We start from the raw sequence: 24,590 nt of genomic DNA on the forward strand, positions 1-24,590 counted from the left end.
ACGATTCTTGGACCTGAACCCCACTCGAGGTAAAGGGATCCCGCTCGAGATCTGGGTCACGATCTACCCACCCGAACGCACTCGATCCGAGTTCCGGTGCGCGGCAATCGCTTACGCTGACCCCAGGCCCGATCTCCGCCGGAGGTGACAGCTTGACCACCCTGTCCGCGTTCATCGCCGAACTGCCCAAAGCCGAACTACATGTCCATCACGTCGGCTCCGTCTCACCCCGCATCGTCGCGGAATTGGCGTCCCGCCACCGGGATTCACCGGTTCCGAAAAACGCTGAGGCACTTGCCGATTACTTCAGATTCACCGACTTCGCGCATTTCATCCAGGTCTATCTGTCGGTGGTGGACCTGATCCGCACACCGGAGGACGTCCGGCTGCTGACCTACGAGATCGCCCGCGATATGGCCGGGCAGCACATCCGATACGCCGAACTCACTGTGACGCCATACAGTTCGATGATCCGCGGCATCGATCCGCGCGGTTTCCTGGATGCGATCGAGGACGCCAGAATCACGGCCGAGGCCGATTTCGGCATCCGGCTGCGCTGGTGCTTCGACATCCCCGGGGAGCAGGGGCTGGCGGCCGCCGAGGAGACCGTCCGGCTCGCCACCGCCGACCGCCTGCGTCCCGATGGACTGGTCTCGTTCGGTCTCGGCGGTCCGGAAACCGGTGTGCCACGACCGCAATTCAAACCGGTTTTCGACCGCGCGATCGCCGCCGGATTGCACAGCGTGCCGCACGCCGGCGAGACGACCGGCCCCGGCACGATCTGGGATGCGCTCACCGAGCTGCGCGCCGAACGGATCGGCCACGGCACCAGCGCCGTGCGGGATGCGCGGCTGCTGCGGCACCTGGCCGAGCTGCGCATCCCGCTCGAGGTGTGCCCGACCTCGAATGTCGCGACCCGCGCCGTGCCCTCGCTCGCCGATCATCCGATCGCGCGGATGATCGAGGCCGGCGTGCTGGTCACGATCAATTCCGACGATCCGCCGATGTTCGGCACCGACCTCAATACCGAGTACGCGGTGGCGGCCGACCTGCTGAACCTCGACGAGCGCGGCCTGGCGAACCTCGCGAGAAATGCCGTGACCGCCTCATTTCTCGACGACGCCGCGAAGGCCGCGCTGATCGGCGATATCGACAGCTATACCGAATCCTGGCTCGCCGCCCGGTGATCGGCGACCCGGGCGATGCGCCGGGCACGCCCGCTCATTCGACCTGGAACAGCGGCGGCACGGTCGACCAGCGCTCGCCCGCGATCACCACATGGTCGAGGAAGCGCAGGCCGACCGTATCGGCGGCGGCGATGAGCCGGGCGGTGGTGCGGCGGTCGTCCATACTCGGATTCGGGTCGCCGGACGGGTGGTTGTGCACGATGGCGAAAGCGCGGCCGTCGTGCCGCAGCACCGTATTCAGCACCTCGCGCACCGGGACGATGACCTGGTCTAGCGCGCCCTCCGCCACGAACATCTTGTGCCGCAGGCGATTCTGCGCATCGCATACCAGCACCAGCAGCCGTTCGACGCGGACGCCCGCGAACATCGGCAGCGCCACCGCGGCCACCTCGGCGGTGCCGGTCAGCCGCGGCGCGGTATCGGTGCGACCGCGGGCCCGCGAACCAAGGTGGAATGCCGCGACGATCGCGGCGGCCTTCGCCGCGCCGACGCCGGTGCGCCGGGACAGTTCCTCGGGGCGGGCGCCGGAAAGCCCGGTGAGTCCGCCGTGTTCGGCGAGCAGTTCGGTGGCCATGTCCAGCGCGCTCGTACCGCGGCGGCCCTGGCGCAGCAGCAGCGCGAGCAGTTCGCCGTCGCTGAGCGCGTGTGGGCCGAGGGCGAGCAGCCGCTCGCGCGGGCGCGCGGCGGAGGGCAGATTGGCAATCGGTATCGACATCGGTCCCCCTCGGGTGCGGTGGTGGATTCGGATCATGCCAGCACCCACCGACATGTCGGGTGCGGGCGGCCGCGGCGGGTATCCCGATTGCGGATCCGCGCCGGTACGGCAGACTGAGGGGACCACTGGACGTACTCGGGGACAAACGAATGCTCAATCGGCGCAAGGGAACCGCGAAATCCCAGCGAATCCTCCTGCCGCCCACCATGATCGCGGCCGCCGTGCTGCTCGTGACGGCCTGCACCACCGAAAGGCCCGCGCCACCGCCCGCGCCGACGCTCGACCGCTTCTACCACCAGACCGTCTCGTGGGGCTCCTGCGACGGCTACCCGGGCTGGCGCGGCCTGACCGAGGCCGGCCTCGACTGCGCGCGGATCATGGTGCCGGTCGACTACGCCGACCCCAACGGGGAGACCGCGCGAATCGCCATCTCCCGGCTGCGCGCCAAGGGTTCGAAGACCGCCTCGCTGCTCACCAATCCGGGCGGTCCGGGCGGGCCCGGCCTGGACCTGCCGATTTTCCTCGGCAAAACCCCGCTGTCCGAGCACTTCGACATCATCGGCATCGACGTGCGCGGGCTCGGCGCGTCCACCCCGCTGGTCCAGTGCCAGACCACCAAGGAGCGGATGACCGATCTGCGCGTGCTGAACACCGGCCAGGTGGTGGAGATCGACGAGGCCGAGGAGGAGCACGAGAACTACGCCAATTCCTGTCTGCGACGCACCGGAGCGGCACTGCTCGCCCACGTCGGAACCATCGACGTGGCACGGGATTTCGATGTGATCCGGGCGGTGCTCGGCGATGCGAAGCTCACCTATTTCGGCGCGTCGTACGGCACCAGGATCGGTTCGACCTATGCCGAGATGTTCCCGGACCGGGTCAGGGCGATGGTGCTCGACGCACCCGTCGACCCGACCACCGACATCGTCGATCCGGTTGTCTCGGCAGCCGGTTTCCAGGCCGCCTTCGACGCGTATGCCGCGGACTGCGCCAAATCACCCGACTGCCCGCTCGGCACCGATCCCAAACAGACGACCGATGCCTACCGCAAGCTGGTGCTGCCGCTCATGGAGCAGCCGGCGCCGACGGCCGACAAGCGCGGGCTCGACTACACCGACGCCGTCACCGCGACCATCTCCGCCATGTACAGCCCGAAACTGTGGCCCGCGCTCACCAAGGGCCTGACCGAACTCGCGCACGGCCACGGCGACGGCATGCAGCAGGAGGCCACCTCGTATCAGGAGGCGGCCGATCAGGGCCTGAACCAGGCGGTGCGCTGCCTGGAGGACGTCCGGGTGACCGATCGAGTGACGGCCGCCGAGATCGACCGTCGCGCCAGGGCCGCGGGCCCGGCCTTCGACGACGGGCTGCGCAGCAAGCTGTCGGCCCTCGACACCTGCGCCTTCTGGCCGATCCCGACGAATGCCCAACCGCACCAACCGAAGGCGCCGGGCCTGCCGAAGTTCGTCGTCGTCGCGGCGAAGATCGATCCGGCAACGCCGTACCAGGGCGCGCTACACATGGCCCAGGCGTTCAATGCCGCGCTGATCACCTTCGACGGCGTCCAGCACGGCGCGGCATTCACCAGCGGTCCATGCGTCGACGAGCCGGTGATCAAATATCTGACCGATCTGACGCCGCCACCCGATACCAACTGCCCGGCGCGGGCGGCCGAGCACTGAGGGCCTAGCGTTCCACGGCGAGCGGGTCCGGGCCGAATGCGTTCGAAAGTACCCCTGCCGCAAGCCTTTCCAGGTGACGCAGCTGGCGCTCGTGTACCACGATGCGGCGCAGCGCCTCGTTGACGGTCGCGGCGCTGGTCGCGGTGCCCATGATGGCCGCGGCCGCGGCGAGCAGCCGCCGATCGGGTTCGATCCGTACGGCGCCGCTGACGGGGACTTCGTTTTTCATGCGCCCTCCTTACTTACTCCGTCATCTTGCGTCACGGCCCGCAACGCCGTAGCCGAATAATGCAAGATTCATTCACTCCATCGTTGGACCGACCCGCCCATGCACGGCTAGCAGTGACACCAAATAACTGGGCCAGATAGGCAATTTGCGTAGTTCGTCGGGCTTTTGTTGTCGACCAGACCCGGTGGTGCTTGCATCGAAGTATGTTCACCGAGGCACAGCTGTATTCGCCCGTGACCCGAACCGGCGACGGCGACGTGACGGTGCACCTGAGCGACGAGCACCCTGGCGTGCACGACCCGGCTTACCGGGCGCGCCGCAACGCGATCGCCGCGATGGCACTGGAGTACCGACCCGGCCAGCCGCAACCGCGCATCGACTACACAGACGAGGAGCAGCAGGTATGGCGCATCGTCTCCGCCGAACTGCGGCGTAAACACGAGAGATACGCCTGCTCGGAAGTGCGGGACGCGGCGGCGCTGCTGGGCCTGCCCACCGACCACATTCCACAGCTGGACGAGGTCTCCGCCCTGCTCGCGCCGCTCACCGGCTTCCGCTACGTCCCCGCCGCCGGACTGGTGCCGCTGCGTCAGTTCTTCGGATCGTTCGCCGACCGGATCTTCCACTCCACCCAGTACATCCGGCACCACTCCGCGCCGCTGTACACGCCGGAGCCGGACGCCATCCACGAGATCATTGGCCATGCCAACCAGATCGCCAGCCCGCGCTTCGCCGAGATCTACGCGGCCGTCGGCGAGGCCGTCAACCGGCTGGAAACCGATCGGGCGCTGAAGTTCCTGGCCGATGTGTTCTGGTTCTCGATGGAATTCGGCGTGGTCCGGGAGGGTGACGATATCCGCTGCTACGGCGCGGGCCTACTCTCCTCCTTCGGCGAGATCGAGGAATTCCGGCACGCGCAGTTGCGGCCGCTCGATGTGGTCGCGATGGGTACCGCCGTCTACGACATCACCCATTACCAGCCGATCCTGTACTGCGCCGAATCGGTCTCCGAGATCGAGGACGTGATCGGCGGCTTCTTCGCCACCATGGACGACGAAACCCCGGACCGGGCAGCACATTCCGCGCACGCCTGAGTTCTTCGCTATGCCATGCTGCATGGCGTGAGCGATTACCGGGGGAAGTATCCGCACGGACCACACGGCGGCGAGGGCGATCCGCGATACCCCTCGCCCCGTGAGCTTCGCAAGTTCCTGGCGGCCTGTGTCGATGTGGCGGTGCACGTTCTACCGCCGTTCGCGTTACTGTTCGCGGCCACGCACGGGCACCACACGCCGAAGCAGTTCATCACGTTGTTCGCGGCGGCGCTCGGCACCTTCGTCGTGGTGACGTTCGTCCACATGACGGTGATCCAGGGGATCGCCCACGCGACCCTCGGCAAGGCGCTGTTCGGGCTGGTCGTGATCCGTCGCAGTGACGGATCGTGGCCGACGTTCGGGAATCTGGCACGCCGATGGATCGGCGGCGTATTCGAAAAGTTGTGGGATTGGTTCACCGACTGGGTGTTCGACGAGAACACCAACCATGATTTCTGGTATCTGACGGTGGTGCGGCGGCGGGATGTGCTGGCGTTGCGTGCGGCACAGGCGGCGAATTACTATGCCGCGCAACCGTATCCGCAGGAACAGCCGTATGCCGCCCAACCGTATCCGCCCGCAGCGCCTTTCCCGCCGGGGCAATCGAATCCCGTTCCCACACCCGGGTATCCGCGCCAGGGTCAGTCGTACCCGCCGCAAAATCATGGGCCCGGCCAGTATCGCCGGTGACCGGAAACACCGACCTACGGAAGTGGTTGCTGCGCGGTCCATTTCGTGCCGTCCCAGTAACGCTGGATCGGCGCGCCGGTGAGATCGGGATACCAACCCGGCGGGAACGCGGGCGGACGAGGCTTCCCGGATTTCGCGACCACGAGGACTATCGCGACCACGCCACCGATCAACACGATCGGGACGAGCAGGATCAGGATGTGCCAAATGCTCAACGCGCCCATGCACGAATGCTAGAAGCCCGGCCGGGCGGGGGCTCGAAGACGGCTTCGCCGACAACGCCTATTCGGCGTTCACGCACTCGATCCGGCGGGCCGCGTCCAACAAAGTCGGCTCGGCGCCGGGGCGACCGATGAGCTGAATGCCGATCGGCAGGCCGTCGACGATGCCGCACGGCACGCTGACGGCGGCGTATCCGGTGTAGTTCACCAGATAGGTGAAGGCGATGAGACCCGCGTGATCGAGCGGGTCCGCGGCGCGCGGGGCGGTCACCGATACTGTCGGTGTGATCAGGAAATCCGTTCCGGCGAGCAGGGTTTCGAGGTGGGCCGCCGCGTCTCGGCGGGTGGTGACGGCCGTCGCGTATTCGGCATCGGTGACGCGGGCGCCCTCGGCCAGAACGCGGCGGGCGTAGCCGGTCAGCAGGGCGTGCGCGGCCGGGTCGTCGATGAACCGATGCAGCTGGCGGTAGCGGTCACCGTTCAGCACGACATGGAAGGAGTCGATGTAGCGCTCGGCGGACAGGCTCGCAGCACTGTCGGCGATATCGATGCCCTTGTCGCCCAATCGATCACAGATGCCGCGCACCGCCGCGAGCACCCTCGGGTCGGCGTTCGAGTCCAGGCCGGATCGGCCGACCCAGCGACCGCGCAGCGCGGCTGAGCGGTAATCCGCCTGCTCGCCGAGTAGATCCAGCACCAGCGCGGCATCGCCGACAGTGCGGGCAATCGGGCCGATCGATGTCAAAAGCGCACTGCTGCGGTAGGTTCCATTGCCGTCGATCGCGCCCGGGGTCGAATGCACGCCGACCGTTCCGCACAGCGCCGCCGGGATCCGTGTCGAACCGCCCGCATCGGTACCGAGCGCGATCGGCACGATACCGGCCGCGACCGCCGCCGCCGACCCGCCGCTGGAGCCACCGGAAATACGCGTTACGTCAACGGGATTGACGCATTCGCCACCCAGCCGGTTCACGGTTCGCGGCAGCATGGCGAACTCCGGCAGATTCGTCTTGCCGATCACCATCGCACCGGCCGCCACCAGCCGTGAGACGCACGACGCATCCTGCGCCGCAACGGATTCGCGGCGCGCCAGCGACCCCGTCGTCGTAGGCACGCCCGCGACGTCGAAGACATCCTTGACCCCGATCGGCACCCCGCACAGCGGACCGGGATCCCCCCGCTCCAATTGCCGCAACGCATTGGCGGCATGGCGATATGCGACCTCCGGCGTGATGGTGATGAACGCCCCCAGCGCACCACCGATTTCGGCCGCCGCCCCCAACGCCATCTCGCAGACCTCGCGCGGAGTCCACTCCCCCGCGACGACGCGCTCCCGAATCTCGCTGGCGGACATGCCATGCCACTCGCCCACCGTTCACCCCACACCGATAGAAATCCACACGGTAACCGCCATGCTTGCCGGGCATCGACGGAATGCGTTGCCCGGCAATCGATCCGGCCGATTACGGGAGATCGAGGCTCGATTCCCGCGGAGCGTCGGTATAGGCATGCGTGTCGAGGTCCAGGCTGCTAGGACGCGGGCGGGCATCCGGGACCAGATCCGGATCGGTCTTCGACGGCTCGTGGGTTTGCGACTTGTCGTGGCCGAACAGTTCCTTGCCCTCGTTGAGCACGACCTTGCCCGCGTCCTTGATCGCGCGCTTCCCATCGGAGTCGACACCGCCGGTGAGCGAATCCGCGGTCTTGGACGCGGTCTGCTTGATCGCCTTTTCCACCTTCTTGTCGGCCGGGTCGTATCCGCCGAGCTTCAACGCCTTGGTGGTCAACTGGGTGGTGACCTTCGAAACCGCATTGTGCTCGCCGGCCTGTGTCACCTTGTTCCAGTCGATACCGTCGCGCAGCCCGAGCTTGGTCTCGGCCTCCTCCCAGGCGAGCTCCTTACCCGAGCCGATCAGGAAACCCTTTGCCGCGGTGACCGCGGTTTCCTTGGCGATCCGCTTCAGGGTCTGCTGCAGCGCCTGCCGGATCGCGACCCGGGTGGCGACCTCGGCGACAGCCGCCTCGGCCGCGCTCGCGCCGAGCGTCTCGATGGCGGTCGCGGCCGCGATGGCGATCTGGACCGCCAATTCCACAAGCGCCGCAATGATATAGAGCTTGACGGCCAAAATCAGCGCGGCCATTATTCGGCACGCCAGCGCCAATCGATGACAGAAGGTGGCCAGCTCGGACAGATCGGAGCTGGCCTGCTTCCAGAACTCCTGCAGCTGATCGTGGGTGCGGCCCTCCAGGTGTGCGAGGGCGAGGTTGGCGACCTTGTCGCCGCTGTCGTGCACCTTTGTGATGGCGTTGCCCGCGCTGTCCCAGCGATCGGCCATTCGAAGCAGCGCCGTCTCGTCCGCCTCCGGCCATTTGCACGCGACCAACTGCGCGACGGGCTTGAGCGCGTCGGGAATTTCCAACCCCACCGGTTACGCCTTCTTCCCGCCGTCGAGTTCGGACTTCCCTTTTTCGATCGCGCTCTTGAATTTCGAGTCGAGCTCCTGAACCGTCTTGGTCACCTTGGTCGTGCTCGAGCCGAGGTGCTCGAAGAGCTTTACCGCGCTCTCGATCGTCTTCATGGCCTCATCGGCCTTGCTCACGTAGTTCTGCGCGAAGGCGCTGCCGAGGTCGTCACCGCCCCATTTGCCGTTGTCGCCCTCCAGCGCACCGCGCAATTCGCTGAGCGCGGACTCCATGTCCTGCGCCAGCTCGGCGAATTTCGGTGCCTGAGCCTGGAACTCCTGGATGTCGAGCCGGAACTTGTCGCTGGTCATCCCGGCTCACCAGCCCTTCCAGTGCGGACCGTCGTCGTCTTGGTCGACGGGCTTCGGTTTCGCGGCGGCCGGCGCCGGGGGTTCGGCGGCCGGGGGCGGCGGCAGGATGTCGCCTACGACGGCATCGAAGTCCGGGAGGTGGCCGACCACACCGTCGATCCCCTCGAATTGGGCGCCGATCTCGGTGATCGGCGCCAGTTCGGCGGCGACCCGAGCCTTCGCGGCCCGCGCCGCGTTCTGCGCGGCCTCGGCGATCGATGGGCCCAGCTTCTCCGGAGTGGTTCGTTTGAACGCCGCGGGATCCACCCAGACCTCGACCGGCACTCCGGCCGAATTGGCCGTCACCCGAATCAGGTTGTCGGCCGACCAGCCGTCGACCCGGACCACCGCCAGGTTGTCCCGCGCGTCGGCGATGTCGCGAATCTGCCGCTGGTAGGCGTCGAGCATCGTATCGACCTGCCCCTGTAGCGCGTCGGTACGCGCACGCAGCTGGTCGTATTCGGATGAATTCACCGTGGCTAACCCCTCACTCGTACCTGTACATCTCTATCTCTGACGCACGGATCCGGCTCACGGTTCCATCCAAGCGGTTATCGGTCGCGCGGGACCGAGCCGATCAACTCTTCTCGGCGAGGGCGGCGAGGCGGTCGAGGGAGGACTGGAGTTTGGCGGGGGTGGTGGCTTGGGCGCGGGGGTAACGACTTTCGTCGGTGAGGTTGGTCCAGTCGTAGGTGTGGGTGACCCGGGTGGTGTTCGGGTCGAGGGGTTCGAGGGTCCAGCGCCAGAGGTGGCCGGGCGGCTGCTTGCCGGGTTCGGATGGCAGCCAGGCGATGCGGCGGCCCTCTTCGAATTCGACGATGTGGTTCTCCCGGACGGTGTCCTTCTTGGTGAGTGTCATGACGAAGACGTCGCCCACCGCGTGGACGCGCTGGTCGGGCGCCGCGTGGTCGAGGTTGTCGTTGCCGTCCCATTCGGGCTGGCGTGCCGGGTCGGCGATCAGTTCGAAGATGCGGTCGGCCGGGGCCGCGATCTCCCGGCTGGTGCTGACGATGCGCGCGGATTCGGTGTTGCCGCTCATGGATAGATCGAAGCACCGAAAGCCCCGTTCACGCCAGACCACCCGCCGAGATCGTGAAATAGGCTTCTACCCAGCGCATTTCGGTTATGTACGAAGTCTATTGCGGCGCAACATTGTTCATTGACGTTTCACATGTGAGACCTTGCCGAGACAATCCGGACACAGACTGCTAGGTTCGTCGGGTTCGATCTCGACGAAGGGACCAGTCCCGAAATGACAGTTGACGCAACGGATTCCAAGACGGCCGACGAAACACCGCTGTGGCTGCAGGGTCGCGACGCGGTGGTCGCGGCCACCCCGGCCGAGGATTGGCGCAACGGCGCACCCGACTACCACCTGACCAACGAGGTGGTGCCGCGTGAACGCACCACCTCGCACGCGGCGGGCTCGCTGGAGGCCATCGTCGAGGACCTGGTCCGGGTCTTCGAAATGGAGGTCTCACACAAGCACGACCCGGCGACCTGGGTCTCGCTGGTGGCCGAGCACTACCGCGGCCGGGTCAACGGCGGCCCGTGGCAGGACGCCGAGGAATTCGCCCGCATCGGCAGCTACAACATCCTGATCGGCGACAACCCGTTCTACGACGTCGCCCAGGAGACCTTCGAGTCCTCGCACCACACCTTCCACACCGCCTTCCCCGGCGGATTCTTCTGGGAGGTGCTCGAGGTGCTGTCCGGCCCGCCCGCCGTCACCTTCCGCTGGCGGCACTGGGGACGGTACGAGGGCGAGTACAAGGGCCACCAGCCCACCGGTGAGCAGATCGAGATGTTCGGCGTCACCATCGCCAGGGTGAGCGACGACCTGCGCATCCTCGAGCTGGAGCACTTCTACGACAACAACAAGCTGCTCGGCCCGCTCGCGCACGGCTGCCCGGTCACCAAGGCGCAGTAAACCCCTTACCGCTCAGTGGGTTTCGATCCCACTGAGCGGTAGCCCGGCGGACAGGAATTCGACGACCCGCAGGATCTGGTCCTGGCTGAACGGCTCCTTCTGGATCAGCGCGAACATCGCGCCGACCAAAGCGCCCGCGAAGACCCGCACCTCCAAATCGTCGACGGACCTGCCGCTGCGCTGTGCCGCGATTCCGGCGGTTATCTCGATATTGCGTTCCAACTCCTGCGCCATCGCGCCGCGCAGCTCCGGCACCGAATAGATCAGGTTGATCCGCTCGGTTTCGAAGGCGAGTTCCTCCGGGGTCAACGAGTCGAACGCCTCGATGGTCGCGCGCCGGATCATTTCCAGCACCGGCAGATCCGCCGGTTGGTTGTCGATCGCCGCGAACATCACCGGGTCGAGGTCGTCGGCAAGGGCGAGCTCCTGTTTGGACGGGAAATAGCGGAAGAAGGTGCTGGGCGAGACCTCCGCCGCCGCCGCGATCTGCTCGACGGTGGTTTCGGCGTAGCCCTGCTCACGGAACAGCCGGAACGCCTCCTGGCGAATCGTCCGGCGGGTCCGTTCCTTCTTCCGCTCGCGCAGGCCTGAAACGGGCGGCCTGTCGCCCGACAGCTCAACCGACATGTGTTGATTCTGGCTCATCCGGAATGGATTCGGTCGAGGCGGCTTGCGCATGCGCCGCGTCGGCCGATCGCCCGGGCAGCACGAACCAGACGAGCGGAATCGCGATGACGCAGATGGCCGCGCAAACCCACAGCATCGCGCCCATGCCGCCGAGGAACGCCGACTGCACCTGCCGGAGCGCATCGGCATTGCCGAGCTTGCGCGCGACGGCGACGCCGGCGGTCACCCCATCGGAGATCGGCTCCCGGTCGAGCGGGCCGAGTTCGGCGCGGTACTGGTTGGCGAGCACGGTGCCGAGCACCGCGACGCCGATCGTGCCGCCCGCCTGCCGCAACGCCTGCAGCAGCGCCGAACCGCTGCCGGACCGCTCGGCGGTGAGCACACCCAACGCCTGGCCGTTCGCCGCGGGCATCACGAAGCCCATGCCGATGCCGAGCACGGTGATCCACAGCGCCGTGTAGCCGTAGCCGCTGTCGACCGTTGTGAGCGCGCCGATCCCGAGTCCGGCGGCCAGCAGTGCGAAGCCGATGATCTCCACTGTCCGCACCCCCAGCGCGGACAGTAGCCCGTTCACGAACCGGCTGCCGACGAGGAGGCCGCCGATCAGCGGCAGCAATCGCAAACCGCTGCCGAACGGATCAACGCCGAGCACCGCCTGGAAGTACTGCGGCACCGTGAAGAACATGCCGAACATCGCGAAGTTGATCACGATGAGAAATACCGTGCCCCAACGGAATCCGGAGACGGCGAACAGTCCGAGGTCGATGAGGGGATGATCGATCCTGCGCTGCCACCAGATGAAGATGATCGAGCAGACGACGCCCGCCGCGACGATCACCCATGACATCGGGTCACCCCAGCCGTGCTCGCCGATGCGAATGAAACCGTATGTGAGACCGAACATTCCGAGTGCGGACAGCAGCACGCCGAACAGGTCGATGGGGAGCCGGTTCGCGCTGCGCGACTCGGGGACGAGCGCGGCGACCGCGAGCGCACCGATGATCACCATCGGCACGTTGATCAAAAACGCTGAGCCCCACCAGAAGTGCCGCAGCAGCCAGCCACCGACCAATGGCCCGAGTGGAATTCCCACCGAGGTGGCCGTGATCCAGATGGTCACCGCGCGCTGCCGCTCCTCCTGGCCCGGGAACAGCACGGGCAACACCGCCAGCGAAAGCGGAATCATGGCCGCCGCCGCCACGCCGAGTACCGTGCGCCCCGCGATCAGTTGGCCGGGCGAGGTGGCGAAGGTGCAGGCCGCCGAGGCGACGCCGAACAGCAGCAGCGCGGCGAGCAGCACCTTCTTCCGTCCATAGCGGTCGCCGAGCGCGCCGAAGGGCAGCATCAGCGCCGCGAGCGCGAGGGTGTACGCCGAGCTGAACCACTGCAGCGCACCGGTACCCGCGTGCAGGTCCGCGGCCAGGGTCGGCAGGGCGACGGTCAGGACCGTGACGTCGAGTCCGATGGTCAGCATGGCCACCGCCAGCGCGCCCAGCGCCAGCCAGCGGCGAGTCGAATCCAATTTCATGACCTCTCCTTAAAGTGAGAGTTTCTACTATTTGAGAGCTTCTCTCATTAGGTAGATGGTGTCAACACCGCTCTGGGGTTGGGCAGACACCGTCTGTCGACCGGCCACAACCGCCCGTGCCGATTACGCTCGACCGCGATGAAAACCCGGGATCCACGCCTCCTAGCCGCCGTCTGCGCCTGCGCCGCGCTGACGCTCGCCGCACCGCCGGTATTCGCCGCGCCGCCGACCACGACGACGCCGTTCACCACCCCGAATACCGACAGCTGCCCGCAGAAGTCGGCGCCGCCGTCACCGATCGACGAATCGGAGGTCCCGACGCCCGGGCAGTCCGCGCCCAGACCGCTGTCGATCCCGTCGCCGCCGATCGGCGGCACCAGGATGGGCGAATGCGGCCTCGTCGTACCGGCGAGCGCACCGCCGGTGCCGCAGGACATTTCGGCGACCGCGTGGGTGGTTTCGGACCTGGACACCGGACAGGTGCTCGCCGCCAAGGATCCGCACGGCCGCTACCGGCCCGCGAGCACCATCAAGGTGCTGCTCGCCACGGTCGCGCTGCGCAACCTCGACCTCGACAAGGTGGTCACCGGCACCCAGGAGGACGCGAACGCCGACGGCACCCGGGTCGGCATCGGCCCCGGCGGCCGGTACACCAATCGGCAACTGATGCAGGCGCTGATCATGTGCTCGGGCAATGACGCCGCACATGCCATCGCGACCCAGCTCGGCGGCGACGCGGCGACCGTCGGGAAGATGAACGCGCTGGCGAAATCGTTGCGCGCGTTGGACACCCGCGCGGCCACCCCGTCCGGCCTCGACGGCCCCGGGATGAGCACCTCGGCGTACGACCTGTCGGTGCTGTTCCGCGAGGCCATGACCATCCCGCTGTTCGCCCAGATCGTCCACACCGAGCAGGCCGACTTTCCCGGATATCCCAAGGATCCGAAGAATCCGGACGACAAGGACCATCCCGGATTCGCCATCGCCAACGACAACCGTCTGCTCTACGAATACGACGGCGCGCTCGGCGGCAAAACCGGCTACACCGACGACGCGCGCCAGACCTTCGTCGCGGGCGCGCAGCGCAACGGCCGCAGGCTCGCGGTGACGCTGCTGAAGGCCGATGTGCAGCCGCTGCGCCCGTGGGAGCAGGCGGCGCGACTGCTCGACTACGGCTTCGCGCTACCCAAGGACGCCTCGGTCGGCAAACTTCCCGACACCAGTGCGCAGGCGGCCGAAACCGGTGTGCCGCTTGCCTCCCCGCCGGCGAGAAGCGACGACCAGGCCGACCGGCAACCGGCCGAACACGGCAACCACAGCGGCATCCGCACCCTGCTGATCATCGGCGGCATCGTCCTGGTGCTGGTGTTCCTGCTCGGCGCACGTCAGGTGAATCGCCAACGGCGATAACGGATTACCTCACCGCCGCCGGAAAAACGTGAGCACGAACGTCGCGAGCGCGCCCGCGCCGAAGAAGGCCGCGCCCGCACCCATCGACAAATCGCGCACGCTCACCCGCGGCCGGATGATCGCCGCGCCCGGCGGCGGGATATCGGCCTCGCGTATGTTCTCCGCGGCGGTGGCGGCCCATGCGGTGGCGAAAAGGATGATCCGGTAAGTGATGTAGCTGAACACCATCAACCCGATGATCGAACCGAAGGCGGCCCCCGCCGGGCTGCGCAGCACGATCTGCAGATAGAACGACGCGATCTGCTTGAAGATCTCGAAGATCACCGCCGCGATCAACGCCGCCTTGGCGGCGCTGGCCAGGGTGACCGGTTCGCGGGGCAGCCGGGCGATGATCCAGGCGAACACCGCCCAACTCGACAGCAGCGCAAGCAGAGTCGACAGCAGCACCAGCAGCAGCCTGGCGCCCGGAGCATGCGAGAGCCCCGCCGAAATCAGCAGGCGCGCACCCAAGGTGCTCGACGCCACCGCGGACAGCCCCAGCGACAGCGTCAACGCCAGCCCGAGCCCGATCAGCGCGCCGAGGTCGGACAGTTTGCCGAGGAACCAATTGCGTTCCGGCGTCTTCTGTTCCCACTGCTCGGTGAGCGCGGCCCGCAGGTTGGCCATCCAACCGAGCCCGGCGTAGACCCCGCCGAGCAGACCGATCACCCCGACGCTGGTGCGCGACGCGACGGCCTGATTGATCAGGTCGTTGAGCTGACCGCCCAGCGAACCGGGGATATTGTCGATGACCTTGTGCTGCATCTGCCGCAGCAGATCCGGATTGTGCGACAGCACGAATCCCGCGATCGAGAAACCCACCATCAGCAGTGGAAACAGCGACAGCACAGTGAAATACGTGATTCCCGCCGCGTAATAGTCCCCGCGCTGACGCTGATAGCGCCCACCCGCGCGGACGAGGTGATCCAGCCACGGATGCGCCTGGATCCACCGCTCGATCTTGGCCTTGACATTGTCAATCAGCTGCACCTGTTCGCCCCTCTGCAGAGCCTCGCAGGCGCCGACCGGCCCAGGCCAACTAACGCTCACCCACCCCGTCGGCTTCGCCTCCTGCCGACCCCGGTGGCTTACCGCGTCAGTAGACCGACCCGTTCGTAAACCCGTGCGAGGGTGTTGCCCGCGATCTCGCGCGCCCGCTCGGCCCCGGCGGCGAGGATGCGGTCGAGTTCGCCCTGATCCGACAAATACTCTTCCACCTTCGCCCGCAGCGGGGTGACAAATTCGACCAGCGCGTCGGCGACATCGGATTTCAGGTCGCCGTAACCCTTGCCCGCGAAATCCTGCTCCAGCGTGACGATCGGGGCACCGGTGAGCGAGCTGAGGATCACCAGCAGATTGCTGACGCCCGGCTTCTGCTCCGGGTCGTAGCGGATCTCGCGCTCGGTGTCGGTGACGGCGGAGCGAATCTTCTTGGCGCTCACCTTCGGATCGTCGAGCAGGTTGATCAGGCCCGCGTCGGTGGACGCGGATTTGCTCATCTTGGCGGTCGGATCCTGTAGGTCGTAGATCTTCGCGGTGCCCTTGACGATATGCGCCTCCGGAACGACGAAGGTCTTCTTGAAGCGAGTGTTGAAGCGCTGGGCCAGATTTCGGGTCAGCTCCAGGTGCTGACGCTGATCCTCGCCGACCGGAACCTGATGCGCCTGGTACAGCAGGATGTCGGCGGCCATCAGCACCGGGTAGGTGAACAGGCCGACCGTCGCGTTCTCGGCGCCCTGCTTGACCGACTTGTCCTTGAACTGCGTCATCCGGCTCGCCTCACCGAAACCGGTGATGCAGCTCAACACCCAGGCCAGCTCGGCGTGCTCGGGCACCTGGCTCTGCACGAACAGCGTCGACTTCTTCGGGTCGATACCGATGGCGAGCAGCTGGGCGGCCGCGGCCCTGGTCCGCCTGAGCAGATCCTTCGGATCCTGCGGGACGGTGATCGCGTGCAGGTTCGGGATGAAGTAGAGGGCGTCGTACTCGTCCTGCATGGTGACCCAATACTGCAGCGCCCCAAGGTAATTCCCGAGATGGAAGGAGACGCCGGTGGGCTGGATCCCGGACAGCACCCGCTGTTTGCGTTCAGCGGTGCCCGGGGATGCTGCAGGACTGGACATACCCGCATCTTCGCACGGCGGCTCAAGCGGAATTCCGCTGCACCCAGTTGCGCGGGTCGACGCCGGGCATGCTCGGACGACCGGCCTTGACGAGCTTGTGTTCGCCGCGCGACACCAGTTTGTAGATCGGCGCACTCGGCCCGGCCAGTGCGTCCCGCCATACCCGAGGCACCAGCGGCGGCGCGATATGCGCGGTGCGGATGCCCTGGGCCAGCGATTTGAAGGCGAGCTGTTCGGTGGCGCCCCAGCGGATGCCGTACATGCGGCGGATACGCGACGGGAGGCTGCCCTGCACCAAGAGATAAACGGCCGAAGCGACCTGATGTACCGGCATCTTCTGGCGGTACGGCACCACCTGACCGGCGAGATAGGAGCCGACCAGGCGGGCCTCCTCGGTGAGGAAGAGCTCGTCCGAGGCCAGATAGGCGTCGAAATCGCGCCGGAATTCGCGGTAGGTCGCCGGGGCCGCGGTGCGCGGCATGCCGAACAGTTCGGCCCAGCGGACATAGTCCTGGTAGAGACCTTCGCGCTCGCCCGAGGTGAGCCTGCGGACCAGCAGGTCGTACATGACCTCGGCCGAGTCGAAGGTGAAGGCCATGGTCATGTACATGAGGTGCGGGTCGTGCGCGGAGTAGGCGGTGCCCGCGGGATGGTGCGCCCCGGCGTCCTCCGGGAGGGTGCCGCGCACCTTGGCGTGCTTCGAATGGGTGAAGGCGAGCGCCCGGTCGGCCTCCTCCTTGGTGCCGAGGAAGACGGCCTCGAAGAGATGGCCGGTGAGCGCCAGGCGGGTGTACGGCGTGGTCCGGTGCTCGGTGTTCTCCGCCGTCCCGACGTAGAGCAGCGGATTGACCGCGCCGATCACCAGCGCTCGCTGTCCGTAGGTGAGTCCGACGGCGCGCTTGCGCATCACCCGCCGCGCCATGGAGTTGTCGGCGAAATACCCGGAATCGCTCATTGTCGCCTCCTCGTCGAGACCATCCGGTATCAGCGTCCCGCACTTCGGCAATTCTGGCAATAGGCTCTGCCAGAATTGTGTCCGTGCCAGAATCGACTTGTGACGGGCCAGAGGACGTACGGTGGGGTTTCCGCGGCCGAGCGCCGCGCGCAACGGCGAAGTGCACTACTGGATGCCGCGCTGGAAATCATTGGCACACAGGGTCTCGCCAAGCTGACCGTCTCCGGCCTGTGCGCGCAGGCCGGACTCAACGAGCGCTACTACTACGAGAGCTTCGACAGCCGTGAGGCCGTACTGTCCGGGCTCATCGACCGGATCGTCGAGGAACTCGCGACCGCCATCATCGCGGCACTGCGCGACGCGCCGGCGGAGACCAGGGCCAAGGCGCATGCGGTGATCGCCGCGGCCGTCCACCTGCTCACCGACGATCCGCGCAAGGCCAAGGTCGCGCTCATCGCCGGGATGTCGACGCCCGAACTGCGGGCCCGCACCGATCAGACGGTCCTGATGTTCGCCAAGATGGTGGCGGCGGAGGGCATCGATTTCTACGAGATCTCCGATCCGGAACCCGATCCCGTCATCGACTTTCGCGCCACCTACCTGGTCGGCGGGTTGGTGCACACCCTCACCGCATGGCTGCGCAACGACCTGCCGCTGTCGCGTGACGAGCTGATCGAGCACACCACCGACGTCTTCGTGCTGCTCGGCGAGGATCTCGCGGAGCGCATCCGGCGCGAGTAAAAGCAAGTCGCGCAGCGGATCTCGCGAACCAGCCAGCCGATCCCGGTGCGCCGTAGACTCGTCGGCGGAGGTGGGTGCACATATGGTGACCAGAATCGGGCCCGCACCGATGGCGGACGAACCATGGAACGAGATCGTCGGGGGGCTGTCCATGGGCGGCCACTGGGTCCGCGGCGGCGTTCCGGTGGTGGTGCGCGCCGAATTCGAGGTGGTGGTCAGCCTTTTCCAACGCGAGGGGCACGGTCCGGGGACCGATGTCGAACACCACTACCTGAACATCCCGGACCGTCCGCTGCTGCCCGGACAACTGGACGAGGTCTTCCGTCTCGCCGAATTGACCGCAGGGGCGGTCGATTCCGGTCGACGCGTGCTGGTCCGCTGCGAATACGGCTACAACCGGTCCGGGCTCGTCGTCGCGGGCGCGCTGGGGCGGCTCGGATATCCGGTGGCCGACGCGATCGAGCTGGTGCGCCGTCGGCGGTCCGAATGGGCGCTGCACAATCAGGCTTTCGTGGAATACCTGACGAACGGGCATCCCGGACCGCACCGTGCCTAGTTGGTCAGCCGCACGTCCGCCAGCGGCGATTCACCCTGCAGCACAACGCGAAACGCGATACCTTTCGCGGCCCAGTAGTCGGCGCAGTCGCGCATAGCGCCGACGAACCAGCCGCGCTCGCCGGGCGCGTCGGCAAGTAGGCGGGCCGAATCCCGGACCACCGCAACGTATCCGGCGGCGGTCCCGACGAATTCGTCGAGGTCGCGCAGGCATTCGTCGAACGCGTCCTTGTTGGCGCCGAAGTAGTACGGGAATTGGAAGGCGGCGGCGAACTCGTCGAAAACACCTGCGACGGTGGTCATCTTGGCGGCACGCAATTCGCGGACGAGGTAGTCCTGCGGCACGCCGAAGCGAACGGCGCCGAGCTCGGCGGCGCCGACCACCAGCGCCCCCAGCACCGGCGGCGAATTAAGCTCGCCGGCAGTAGCTTTCGTATCAACGGAGCGAGCGAGGAACCGGGACAGCGAGATCGGCATCAGCGCATCCTCGTGAAGGTTTGGTAGTGATCACCGGTATACCAGGCGGAGCCGTCGCTGCCGGTGACGATGCGTTCGGCATCGCGGGTCTGCCCGCGCTGCTTCGGGTTCACATCCCACTCCCGGTAGGTGATCGCCTTGCCCGCGGTGTCCTTCGCGGGCAGTGTGCCCGCCCGGTTCATCCACGGATCGCCGCCCTTGGTGCCGGGCGCGTTCGCCGAATCCGGCCAGCGGCCCGCATCTATCTCGCGCAGGGTCGCGTACGCGCGGTCGGGAACGCCCGGCGCGCGCGTCGCGGGCGGACTAGCCTCCACCGGCCTGGCCTGAGTGGTGGTGGCCCGCGCCGACTTGGTCAGCGAGGCGGCCACCGGATCGTTGCTGCCGCCGTTGCCGCGCAGCGCGAGCACCGCGAGCAGAGCGACGACCGCCACCGTGCCCACCACCGCGAGCACCCGAATCAGCTTGGGGCTCATCGGTACTGCACCGTCACCGGGGCATGGTCCGACCAGCGCAGCGCATACGTCGCCGCCCGCTCCACCACCGCCTGCTTGGCCCGGCCCGCGATATCGCCGCGGGCCAGCTGGTAATCGATGCGCCAGCCCGCGTCGTTGTCGTACGCGCGGCCGCGATACGACCACCAGCTGTACGGGCCTGCCACGCCGGGATGCAGCCTGCGCACCACGTCGACGTAGCCGGCGGCCAGGATGTCGTCCACCCAGGCCCGCTCGCCGGGCAGGAATCCGGCGTTCTTCAGATTGCCCTTCCAGTTCTTGATATCGAGTTCGGTGTGCGCGACATTCCAGTCGCCGCAGATCACGAAGTCCCGCGTCTGCGCTTTCAAATGGGCGCCGAGCTGGTGCAGGAACCGGTACTTCTCGTCCTGCATCGGGGTATCCGCCTCGCCGGTGTGCACGTACACGCTGGCGACGGTGACATCGTCGAATTCGGCCTCGACATAGCGGGCCGCGCCGTCGAATTCGGCACTGCCGAAACCGATCCGGATCGCGCGCGGCTCCCGCCTCGACAGGATCCCGACGCCGGCCCGGCCCTTCAGCCCCGGTTCGGCATGCGCCAGATGCCAGCCCGCGTCGAGGGCCGGAGCCAGCGCCGTCCGGGTTTGCTCGTCGGTGGCCCGGGTCTCCTGAATGCAGATGACATCGGCCTCGGTGACCGCGAGCCACTCGAGCATTCCCTTACCGGTCTTGCCCGTGGCAGCTCGGACACCGTTCACGTTCACTGTCGAGATGATTTGCGGCACCTGACGACCGTACAATGCTGGTCAGATGAATCGCCCCGGACATCGCCGTCCAGGAAGGGTGCAGACGATGAAGTCCAAGTCCCCCGCCGCCGCCGAACGGGTTCCCGCCAGGCCGAAACCCATCAAGGCACTTCATGTGGGATCGGGCGATCCGCTTCTCCTCTTGCACGGATTCATGCTCTCGCCGCACTGCTGGGAGCAGTCGGCGCTGCGGCTGGCCTCGCACTGCGAGGTGTACGCGCCCGCGCTGGCCGGGCACTGGGGTGGCGAACCGGTGGACCGGTGGTCGGTCGACATCGAGACGCTGGCCGACCGGATCGAGGACCAGCTCGACGAAATGGGTTGGCGCACCTGCCATATCGCGGGGAATTCGCTGGGCGGCTGGATCGGCGTCGAATTGGCCAGGCGCGGCCGGGCGCGCACGCTGACGATGATCGCGCCCGCGGGCGGCTGGACCTTCCCGTCGATCAACCAGCTGCGGGTCGGCCTGAAGTTCCTGTCTCTCGTGCCGATCATCGAAATCGGCAAGCGGCTCGGCGATTTCGTGGCCGACAACTACCTGGCTCAGCGTTTCGCCCTGCTCGCGCTGAGCAAGAACGCCCGAGCCGTGCCGCGCCGCGAGGTCGCCGCGATGATCACCGCGACCATGCACTGCCCGGCCATGCTGCCGTTCATCCTCGGCAGTTTCCGCGCCCAAGGCGTCGGCGACCTGTCCACCCTGACCACCCCGGTCCGCCTGCTGCTGTGCGAATTCGACCGCATCATCCCCAACCGCGCCTTCGCCCGCCGCTACCTGCGCGAACTCCCCGACTCCGCCGACCGCATCCTCATCAACGGCGTAGGCCACATCCCGATGCTGGAGGCCCCCGACCGCATCGCCACCCTTATCGCCGAACACGTCTACGCAGCCGCACCCGCCTCCGCGCGGTCTGACACGCGGGATTCCGCTCACGGCTGGCGAGTCGTCCGAGTGTCGCGTTTGTTCGGCGTTTCGTTCCGCACCGTCGAGTACCTTGCCGCGCATGGGAATTCAGGAGTTCGAACTAACGGTCGCACGCCTGCGTGGGGATATCGGCACGCTGCATGGCCGCGCGGACACCGTCAGCGCGCAGTACGACGCGGCAATCCGGGCGGCGGGCATGGTGGCACTGCGGCTTCGTGGACCACAGCGGCGGATCGGCCGCAGGCTGGCGACGATCACCGCCACACAGCGGCAAGCCGACTGCCCGGTCGAGCAATTCCAGCTGCTGACGGCAGCGGTCGAAGCCGACTCGAAACTGATCGACGAGCATTTGAATCTGATGGCTTACCGCATCGAAAAGCTGCTGGGCCGCGGCGCGGAAGTCACGCTCGAATACAGACGGCTGCAGGATCGAACCAGCGCCTCCCGACGACGCACCGCGATGTTCGCGCCACAGATGCGTGCGCTGGCCGATGAGTTGGCGCGGCTCGATGACAAAGACCGATTTCTCGAGACCGAATACCAACGGTTGGCGGCGCGCAAGGGGCGGCTCGACAGGCGGGCGCAGCAGATCATCGCGCCGCCCAATGCCGGCCGCGCCGAGTGAACGATCGATCTGACACGCGGGATATCCACAGGTCAGCGAGTCATCCACAATTCGCATAACCCGGTCGATATTGCTCGTCGGCGCCATTACCGTTGCGGCCATGGGGAATTCAGAGCACAACGACCGCGTCACGAGTCAGTTGCGCGGCGACGTCGATGGTTTGTACGAACTTTCGGATGAGACCAACGCGCGGGTAAAGGAACTGGGTGAAGAGGTCCGTCAGCTCGGCCGCAACGTCGGCGAAGGCTTCGGTCGTCTCGACAAACAAGTCGGTGAACTCGGCGAACAGGTGGGCGGACTCGGCCAACAAGTCGGTCGACTCGGCGAACAGGTCGGCGGACTCGACGAGCAGGTCGGCGGGCTCGGCGAACAAGTCGGCCAACTCGGCGAACAGGTAGGCGGACTCGGCCAACTAGTCGGCCAACTCGGCGAACAGGTGGACGGACTCGGCCAACAAGTCGGTCGACTCGACGGGCGGGTCGGTCAACTCGGCGAACAGGTAGGCGGACTCGGCCAACAAGTCGGCGGACTCGGCGAGCAGGTCGGTGGACTCGACGGGCAGGTCGGTGGACTCGGCGAGCAAGTCGGCCAACTCGGCCAGCGGGTCGGCGGCCTCGACGAGCGGGTCGGTGATCTCGATGGCAAGGTCGACAGGGTCGATTGTGCGTCCAGAAGTATCGATATGCGGCTCCGGCGGTTGGCGAAGACGTCCGGGCGGCAGTTCGGGCTGCTGCTGGCGGCGCACCGGCAGCATGCGCATCAGCTGGATCAGCTTGCGGCCAGGCTCAACGGTACGGACTCCAGGCTCGACAGTATGGACGCCCGGATCGAAGGGATGGGCTCGCGGCTCGACGGCGTCGGTGCCCGGATCGAAGGGATGGACTCACGGCTCGACGGGTTCGGCACCCAGATCGAAGGGATGGACTCGCGACTCGACTGCCTCGGCACCCGACTCGAAGGGGTCGACTCACGGCTCAGCGGATTGGATACCCGACTCGATGGGGTGAACGGTCGGCTCGGAGAGGTCGACACCCGACTCGAGGGAATTGGCACACATCTCGGAGAAGTAGGCGCCCGTCTCGAAGGAGTAGACACCCACCTCGCAGGGGTAGACACCCGAATCGAAGACGTCGATACCCGACTCAACGGCATGGGCACCAGACTCGGCGAAGTAGACATCCATCTCGGTGGAGTGAACACACGACTCGGGGAGATGGGCACCGGCCTCGAAGGAGTGAATACTCACCTCGGAGGGGTGAATATTCGACTTGAAGATGTCGACGCCCGACTCGAGGGTATGGGCTCCAGGCTCTACAACGTCGACAACCGGTTGGATGGGTTGGCGTCGGAGGTGGGTCTGGTGGGCGAGAGCGTGCGGCAGAACTCGGCGACGCTGGAGTCGGTGGCCGATTTGTTGAAGAAGCGGGTGGAGTGAGGCGGGTTCCGGGTGCGGGGTTGGGTGCGCACCCGGAACGCGTCGACTATTGGGCGAGTAGACCTTTGGCGATGTGGGTGACCTGGATTTCGTTGCTGCCCGCGTAGATCATCAGGGATTTGGCGTCGCGGGCCAGCTGTTCGACCCGGTATTCGGTCATATATCCGTTGCCGCCGAAGAGCTGGACGGCTTCCATGGCGACCTCGGTGGCCGCTTCGGAGGCGTACAGCTTCATCGCCGAGGCCTCGGCGAGGGTCGGCGGTTTACCCGCGCGGCCGCGTTCCAGCGTGTTGAACACCATATTCTGCACGTTGATCCGAGCGATTTCCATCTTGGCCAGTTTGAGCTGGACGAGTTGGAAGCGACCGATCTCCTGACCCCACAGCTTGCGGTTCTTGGCGTAATCGACGCACAGCCGGTGGCATTCGTTGATGATGCCGAGCGCCATGAACGCGACGCCGATCCGTTCGGCGGTGAAACTCGAACGGGCACTTTCCCGTCCGTCCCCACCCTTGTGTTCCTCGGTCTCGCCGAGCAGCCGGTCCCGGCCCAATCGGACGTTGTCGAAGAACAATTCGCCGGTCGGCGAGGCGTGCAAACCCATCTTCTTGAACGGCTTGCCCTGGGTGAGCCCCTCCATACCTTTATCCAGTACGAAGGTGAGCACCTTGCGTTCCCGCCGGTCCGCGCCGTCACCCTCGTCGAGCTTGGCGTAGACGATCATCACATCGGCGTAGGGCCCATTGGTGATGAACGTCTTCTGCCCGTTGAGCAGGTAATCCTCACCGTCGCGTTTCACGTAGGTCTTCATCCCACCGAACGCGTCGGACCCGCTGTCGGGTTCGGTAATCGCCCAGGACGCAACCTTTTTCATGGTCACGATGTCCTTGAGCCAGCGCTCCTTCTGCGCGAGCGTGCCGCGCGAGAGGATTGTGGTGGCACCGAGCCCGATGCTGACGCCCAGCGCCGTCACCAAACCCATACAGACGCCGGACAGTTCGCCGATCAGCACCGCCATCAGCGATTCCTGACCAGCGAATGGGCTTGCACCGGAAGACTTTTCCTTCTTCTCGGCGGGAACCTCGCCGGCCTCCCTCTCCCGCTGCTTGGCCAGCAGCTTGTCGACCGCCTCCCCACCCATGGCGTCGATGCCGAACTCCCCGAACAGTTTCCGGATGATCGGATACGGCGACAGCTCCCCGCTGTCGAGTGCGTCCAGATTCGGCCGGATCTCCCTGTCGATGAAGGTGCGCACCGCGTCGCGGATCAACACATCGGTCTCGGACCATTCGAACATCGTCGTTCTCCTATCG

Annotated in this window: 29 protein-coding genes and 1 pseudogene; 11 read left to right on the forward strand and 19 right to left on the reverse strand. The window is 66.6% G+C overall.

Annotated elements, in window-relative coordinates; genetic code table 11:
• The first annotated feature begins 152 nt into the window (after nt 1–152).
• Nucleotides 153–1,187: an adenosine deaminase gene (locus LGY53_RS36370; protein WP_225731241.1), complete on the forward strand. Its 1,035-nt coding sequence runs from the start codon at nt 153–155 to the stop codon at nt 1,185–1,187.
• Between the two features lie 34 nt (nt 1,188–1,221).
• On the opposite strand, the gene LGY53_RS36375 is transcribed toward LGY53_RS36370, so the two are convergent.
• Nucleotides 1,222–1,902: a RadC family protein gene (locus LGY53_RS36375; RefSeq protein WP_225731242.1), complete on the reverse strand. Its 681-nt coding sequence runs from the start codon at nt 1,900–1,902 to the stop codon at nt 1,222–1,224.
• 149 nt (nt 1,903–2,051) lie between these two features.
• On the opposite strand from LGY53_RS36375, the gene LGY53_RS36380 reads away from it, so the two are divergent.
• Complete coding sequence (locus LGY53_RS36380; protein ID WP_225731243.1) at nt 2,052–3,584, forward strand: alpha/beta hydrolase; 1,533 nt, start codon at nt 2,052–2,054, stop codon at nt 3,582–3,584.
• A gap of 4 nt (nt 3,585–3,588) precedes the next feature.
• Here the strand turns inward: LGY53_RS36380 and LGY53_RS36385 are convergent, their stop codons facing one another.
• Complete coding sequence (locus LGY53_RS36385) at nt 3,589–3,813, reverse strand: type II toxin-antitoxin system VapB family antitoxin (RefSeq protein WP_225731244.1); 225 nt, start codon at nt 3,811–3,813, stop codon at nt 3,589–3,591.
• Nucleotides 3,814–4,016: 203 nt separating this feature from the next.
• Here LGY53_RS36385 and LGY53_RS36390 point away from each other — a divergent pair, with 203 nt between their 5' ends.
• Both LGY53_RS36390 and LGY53_RS36395 read left to right on the forward strand, forming a co-directional pair.
• On the forward strand, nt 4,017–4,907 hold the full coding sequence (locus tag LGY53_RS36390; protein WP_167472316.1) for a phenylalanine 4-monooxygenase: 891 nt from the start codon (nt 4,017–4,019) through the stop codon (nt 4,905–4,907).
• A 27-nt stretch (nt 4,908–4,934) separates the two neighbouring features.
• Nucleotides 4,935–5,597, forward strand: coding sequence for an RDD family protein (locus tag LGY53_RS36395; protein WP_225731245.1), 663 nt, complete (start codon nt 4,935–4,937; stop codon nt 5,595–5,597).
• A gap of 14 nt (nt 5,598–5,611) precedes the next feature.
• Here LGY53_RS36395 and LGY53_RS36400 read toward each other — a convergent pair whose 3' ends face one another.
• From LGY53_RS36400 to LGY53_RS36425, 6 genes are all read right to left on the reverse strand, one after another.
• Nucleotides 5,612–5,821: a DUF2510 domain-containing protein gene (locus tag LGY53_RS36400; protein ID WP_225731246.1), complete on the reverse strand. Its 210-nt coding sequence runs from the start codon at nt 5,819–5,821 to the stop codon at nt 5,612–5,614.
• A gap of 58 nt (nt 5,822–5,879) precedes the next feature.
• A complete protein-coding gene (locus tag LGY53_RS36405) occupies nt 5,880–7,190 on the reverse strand; it encodes an amidase (protein ID WP_225731247.1) in 1,311 nt (436 codons plus the stop codon).
• Nucleotides 7,191–7,281: 91 nt separating this feature from the next.
• Nucleotides 7,282–8,244 carry a hypothetical protein gene (locus tag LGY53_RS36410; protein WP_225731248.1) on the reverse strand — a complete coding sequence of 321 codons (963 nt, stop codon included), beginning with the start codon at nt 8,242–8,244 and terminating at the stop codon, nt 7,282–7,284.
• 3 nt (nt 8,245–8,247) lie between these two features.
• Entirely contained in the window at nt 8,248–8,592 is a 345-nt protein-coding gene (locus LGY53_RS36415; protein ID WP_225731249.1) for a hypothetical protein, read from the reverse strand.
• Between the two features lie 6 nt (nt 8,593–8,598).
• Nucleotides 8,599–9,105 (reverse strand): YbaB/EbfC family nucleoid-associated protein, encoded by a 507-nt coding sequence (locus tag LGY53_RS36420; RefSeq protein ID WP_225731250.1) that lies wholly within the window; start codon nt 9,103–9,105, stop codon nt 8,599–8,601.
• Nucleotides 9,106–9,208: 103 nt separating this feature from the next.
• Complete coding sequence (locus LGY53_RS36425) at nt 9,209–9,670, reverse strand: SRPBCC family protein (RefSeq protein WP_225731251.1); 462 nt, start codon at nt 9,668–9,670, stop codon at nt 9,209–9,211.
• A gap of 213 nt (nt 9,671–9,883) precedes the next feature.
• Between LGY53_RS36425 and LGY53_RS36430 the strand changes: the two genes are divergently transcribed.
• The gene (locus LGY53_RS36430; protein WP_225731252.1) at nt 9,884–10,561 is read left to right on the forward strand and encodes an ester cyclase; all 678 of its coding nucleotides are present in this window, start codon (nt 9,884–9,886) and stop codon (nt 10,559–10,561) included.
• 12 nt (nt 10,562–10,573) lie between these two features.
• On the opposite strand, the gene LGY53_RS36435 is transcribed toward LGY53_RS36430, so the two are convergent.
• Together LGY53_RS36435 and LGY53_RS36440 are read right to left on the reverse strand one after the other, a co-directional pair.
• Nucleotides 10,574–11,188 carry a TetR family transcriptional regulator gene (locus LGY53_RS36435; protein WP_225731253.1) on the reverse strand — a complete coding sequence of 205 codons (615 nt, stop codon included), beginning with the start codon at nt 11,186–11,188 and terminating at the stop codon, nt 10,574–10,576.
• Nucleotides 11,178–12,716 (reverse strand): MFS transporter, encoded by a 1,539-nt coding sequence (locus tag LGY53_RS36440; RefSeq protein WP_225731254.1) that lies wholly within the window; start codon nt 12,714–12,716, stop codon nt 11,178–11,180. Before LGY53_RS36440 ends, LGY53_RS36435 begins: the two co-directional genes overlap by 11 nt.
• Before the next feature lie 138 nt (nt 12,717–12,854).
• On the opposite strand from LGY53_RS36440, the gene LGY53_RS36445 reads away from it, so the two are divergent.
• The gene (locus LGY53_RS36445) at nt 12,855–14,126 is read left to right on the forward strand and encodes a D-alanyl-D-alanine carboxypeptidase family protein (protein ID WP_225731255.1); all 1,272 of its coding nucleotides are present in this window, start codon (nt 12,855–12,857) and stop codon (nt 14,124–14,126) included.
• Between the two features lie 9 nt (nt 14,127–14,135).
• On the opposite strand, the gene yhjD is transcribed toward LGY53_RS36445, so the two are convergent.
• The 3 genes from yhjD to LGY53_RS36460 form a co-directional block, all read right to left on the reverse strand.
• Nucleotides 14,136–15,155 (reverse strand): inner membrane protein YhjD, encoded by a 1,020-nt coding sequence (yhjD, locus tag LGY53_RS36450; RefSeq protein WP_225731256.1) that lies wholly within the window; start codon nt 15,153–15,155, stop codon nt 14,136–14,138.
• A 98-nt stretch (nt 15,156–15,253) separates the two neighbouring features.
• Nucleotides 15,254–16,288: a tryptophan--tRNA ligase gene (gene trpS, locus LGY53_RS36455; protein WP_225731257.1), complete on the reverse strand. Its 1,035-nt coding sequence runs from the start codon at nt 16,286–16,288 to the stop codon at nt 15,254–15,256.
• A gap of 22 nt (nt 16,289–16,310) precedes the next feature.
• Nucleotides 16,311–17,243, reverse strand: a complete 933-nt coding sequence (locus LGY53_RS36460) for an oxygenase MpaB family protein (RefSeq protein ID WP_225731258.1) — start codon at nt 17,241–17,243, stop codon at nt 16,311–16,313.
• Nucleotides 17,244–17,342: 99 nt separating this feature from the next.
• Between LGY53_RS36460 and LGY53_RS36465 the strand changes: the two genes are divergently transcribed.
• On the forward strand, nt 17,343–17,984 hold the full coding sequence (locus LGY53_RS36465; protein WP_225731259.1) for a TetR/AcrR family transcriptional regulator: 642 nt from the start codon (nt 17,343–17,345) through the stop codon (nt 17,982–17,984).
• Nucleotides 17,985–18,066: 82 nt separating this feature from the next.
• Nucleotides 18,067–18,540, forward strand: coding sequence for a hypothetical protein (locus LGY53_RS36470; protein WP_225731260.1), 474 nt, complete (start codon nt 18,067–18,069; stop codon nt 18,538–18,540).
• On the opposite strand, the gene LGY53_RS36475 is transcribed toward LGY53_RS36470, so the two are convergent.
• The 3 genes from LGY53_RS36475 to LGY53_RS36485 are packed head-to-tail and all read right to left on the reverse strand — an operon-like array spanning nt 18,537 to nt 20,274.
• Nucleotides 18,537–19,016 (reverse strand): barstar family protein, encoded by a 480-nt coding sequence (locus tag LGY53_RS36475; RefSeq protein WP_225731261.1) that lies wholly within the window; start codon nt 19,014–19,016, stop codon nt 18,537–18,539. The two genes, LGY53_RS36470 and LGY53_RS36475, sit on opposite strands and share 4 nt — an antisense overlap.
• Nucleotides 19,016–19,489, reverse strand: a complete 474-nt coding sequence (locus tag LGY53_RS36480) for a ribonuclease domain-containing protein (RefSeq protein ID WP_225731262.1) — start codon at nt 19,487–19,489, stop codon at nt 19,016–19,018. The genes LGY53_RS36475 and LGY53_RS36480 overlap by 1 nt, the downstream gene beginning before the upstream one ends.
• Nucleotides 19,486–20,274 carry an exodeoxyribonuclease III gene (locus LGY53_RS36485; RefSeq protein ID WP_225731263.1) on the reverse strand — a complete coding sequence of 263 codons (789 nt, stop codon included), beginning with the start codon at nt 20,272–20,274 and terminating at the stop codon, nt 19,486–19,488. Before LGY53_RS36485 ends, LGY53_RS36480 begins: the two co-directional genes overlap by 4 nt.
• Nucleotides 20,275–20,449: 175 nt before the next feature.
• Here LGY53_RS36485 and LGY53_RS36490 point away from each other — a divergent pair.
• Nucleotides 20,450–21,094 (forward strand): annotated as a pseudogene (locus tag LGY53_RS36490) (alpha/beta fold hydrolase); the annotation flags it as partial.
• A gap of 202 nt (nt 21,095–21,296) precedes the next feature.
• Nucleotides 21,297–21,842, forward strand: a complete 546-nt coding sequence (locus LGY53_RS36495) for a hypothetical protein (RefSeq protein ID WP_225731325.1) — start codon at nt 21,297–21,299, stop codon at nt 21,840–21,842.
• Between the two features lie 109 nt (nt 21,843–21,951).
• Here the strand turns inward: LGY53_RS36495 and LGY53_RS36500 are convergent, their stop codons facing one another.
• Nucleotides 21,952–22,254 carry a hypothetical protein gene (locus LGY53_RS36500; protein ID WP_225731264.1) on the reverse strand — a complete coding sequence of 101 codons (303 nt, stop codon included), beginning with the start codon at nt 22,252–22,254 and terminating at the stop codon, nt 21,952–21,954.
• Nucleotides 22,255–22,602, reverse strand: a complete 348-nt coding sequence (locus LGY53_RS36505) for a hypothetical protein (protein ID WP_225731265.1) — start codon at nt 22,600–22,602, stop codon at nt 22,255–22,257. It lies immediately after the preceding gene.
• A 54-nt stretch (nt 22,603–22,656) separates the two neighbouring features.
• Here LGY53_RS36505 and LGY53_RS36510 point away from each other — a divergent pair, with 54 nt between their 5' ends.
• A complete protein-coding gene (locus LGY53_RS36510) occupies nt 22,657–23,277 on the forward strand; it encodes a hypothetical protein (protein WP_225731266.1) in 621 nt (206 codons plus the stop codon).
• A 46-nt stretch (nt 23,278–23,323) separates the two neighbouring features.
• Here the strand turns inward: LGY53_RS36510 and LGY53_RS36515 are convergent, their stop codons facing one another.
• Complete coding sequence (locus tag LGY53_RS36515) at nt 23,324–24,574, reverse strand: acyl-CoA dehydrogenase family protein (protein ID WP_225731267.1); 1,251 nt, start codon at nt 24,572–24,574, stop codon at nt 23,324–23,326.
• Nucleotides 24,575–24,590: the final 16 nt, after the last annotated feature.

Source organism: Nocardia sp. JCM 34519.1 (genome assembly GCF_020361265.1).
GTDB lineage: Bacteria > Actinomycetota > Actinomycetes > Mycobacteriales > Mycobacteriaceae > Nocardia > Nocardia arthritidis_A.

What these genes read in the sequence shown, in the direction of transcription:
- LGY53_RS36510 (WP_225731266.1), top strand. Translation starts at nt 22,657, where the DNA reads ATGGACGCCCGGATCGAAGGGATGGGCTCGCGGCTCGACGGCGTCGGT.
- LGY53_RS36430 (WP_225731252.1), top strand. Translation starts at nt 9,884, where the DNA reads ATGACAGTTGACGCAACGGATTCCAAGACGGCCGACGAAACACCGCTG.
- trpS (WP_225731257.1), bottom strand. Translation starts at nt 16,288, where the DNA reads ATGTCCAGTCCTGCAGCATCCCCGGGCACCGCTGAACGCAAACAGCGG.
- LGY53_RS36400 (WP_225731246.1), bottom strand. Translation starts at nt 5,821, where the DNA reads ATGGGCGCGTTGAGCATTTGGCACATCCTGATCCTGCTCGTCCCGATC.
- LGY53_RS36435 (WP_225731253.1), bottom strand. Translation starts at nt 11,188, where the DNA reads ATGTCGGTTGAGCTGTCGGGCGACAGGCCGCCCGTTTCAGGCCTGCGC.
- LGY53_RS36445 (WP_225731255.1), top strand. Translation starts at nt 12,855, where the DNA reads ATGAAAACCCGGGATCCACGCCTCCTAGCCGCCGTCTGCGCCTGCGCC.
- LGY53_RS36475 (WP_225731261.1), bottom strand. Translation starts at nt 19,016, where the DNA reads ATGCCGATCTCGCTGTCCCGGTTCCTCGCTCGCTCCGTTGATACGAAA.
- LGY53_RS36415 (WP_225731249.1), bottom strand. Translation starts at nt 8,592, where the DNA reads ATGACCAGCGACAAGTTCCGGCTCGACATCCAGGAGTTCCAGGCTCAG.
- LGY53_RS36460 (WP_225731258.1), bottom strand. Translation starts at nt 17,243, where the DNA reads ATGAGCGATTCCGGGTATTTCGCCGACAACTCCATGGCGCGGCGGGTG.
- LGY53_RS36380 (WP_225731243.1), top strand. Translation starts at nt 2,052, where the DNA reads ATGCTCAATCGGCGCAAGGGAACCGCGAAATCCCAGCGAATCCTCCTG.
- LGY53_RS36390 (WP_167472316.1), top strand. Translation starts at nt 4,017, where the DNA reads ATGTTCACCGAGGCACAGCTGTATTCGCCCGTGACCCGAACCGGCGAC.
- LGY53_RS36440 (WP_225731254.1), bottom strand. Translation starts at nt 12,716, where the DNA reads ATGAAATTGGATTCGACTCGCCGCTGGCTGGCGCTGGGCGCGCTGGCG.
- LGY53_RS36425 (WP_225731251.1), bottom strand. Translation starts at nt 9,670, where the DNA reads ATGAGCGGCAACACCGAATCCGCGCGCATCGTCAGCACCAGCCGGGAG.
- LGY53_RS36470 (WP_225731260.1), top strand. Translation starts at nt 18,067, where the DNA reads ATGGTGACCAGAATCGGGCCCGCACCGATGGCGGACGAACCATGGAAC.
- LGY53_RS36385 (WP_225731244.1), bottom strand. Translation starts at nt 3,813, where the DNA reads ATGAAAAACGAAGTCCCCGTCAGCGGCGCCGTACGGATCGAACCCGAT.
- LGY53_RS36480 (WP_225731262.1), bottom strand. Translation starts at nt 19,489, where the DNA reads ATGAGCCCCAAGCTGATTCGGGTGCTCGCGGTGGTGGGCACGGTGGCG.
- LGY53_RS36515 (WP_225731267.1), bottom strand. Translation starts at nt 24,574, where the DNA reads ATGTTCGAATGGTCCGAGACCGATGTGTTGATCCGCGACGCGGTGCGC.
- LGY53_RS36505 (WP_225731265.1), bottom strand. Translation starts at nt 22,602, where the DNA reads ATGCGCATGCTGCCGGTGCGCCGCCAGCAGCAGCCCGAACTGCCGCCC.
- LGY53_RS36495 (WP_225731325.1), top strand. Translation starts at nt 21,297, where the DNA reads ATGGGAATTCAGGAGTTCGAACTAACGGTCGCACGCCTGCGTGGGGAT.
- LGY53_RS36375 (WP_225731242.1), bottom strand. Translation starts at nt 1,902, where the DNA reads ATGTCGATACCGATTGCCAATCTGCCCTCCGCCGCGCGCCCGCGCGAG.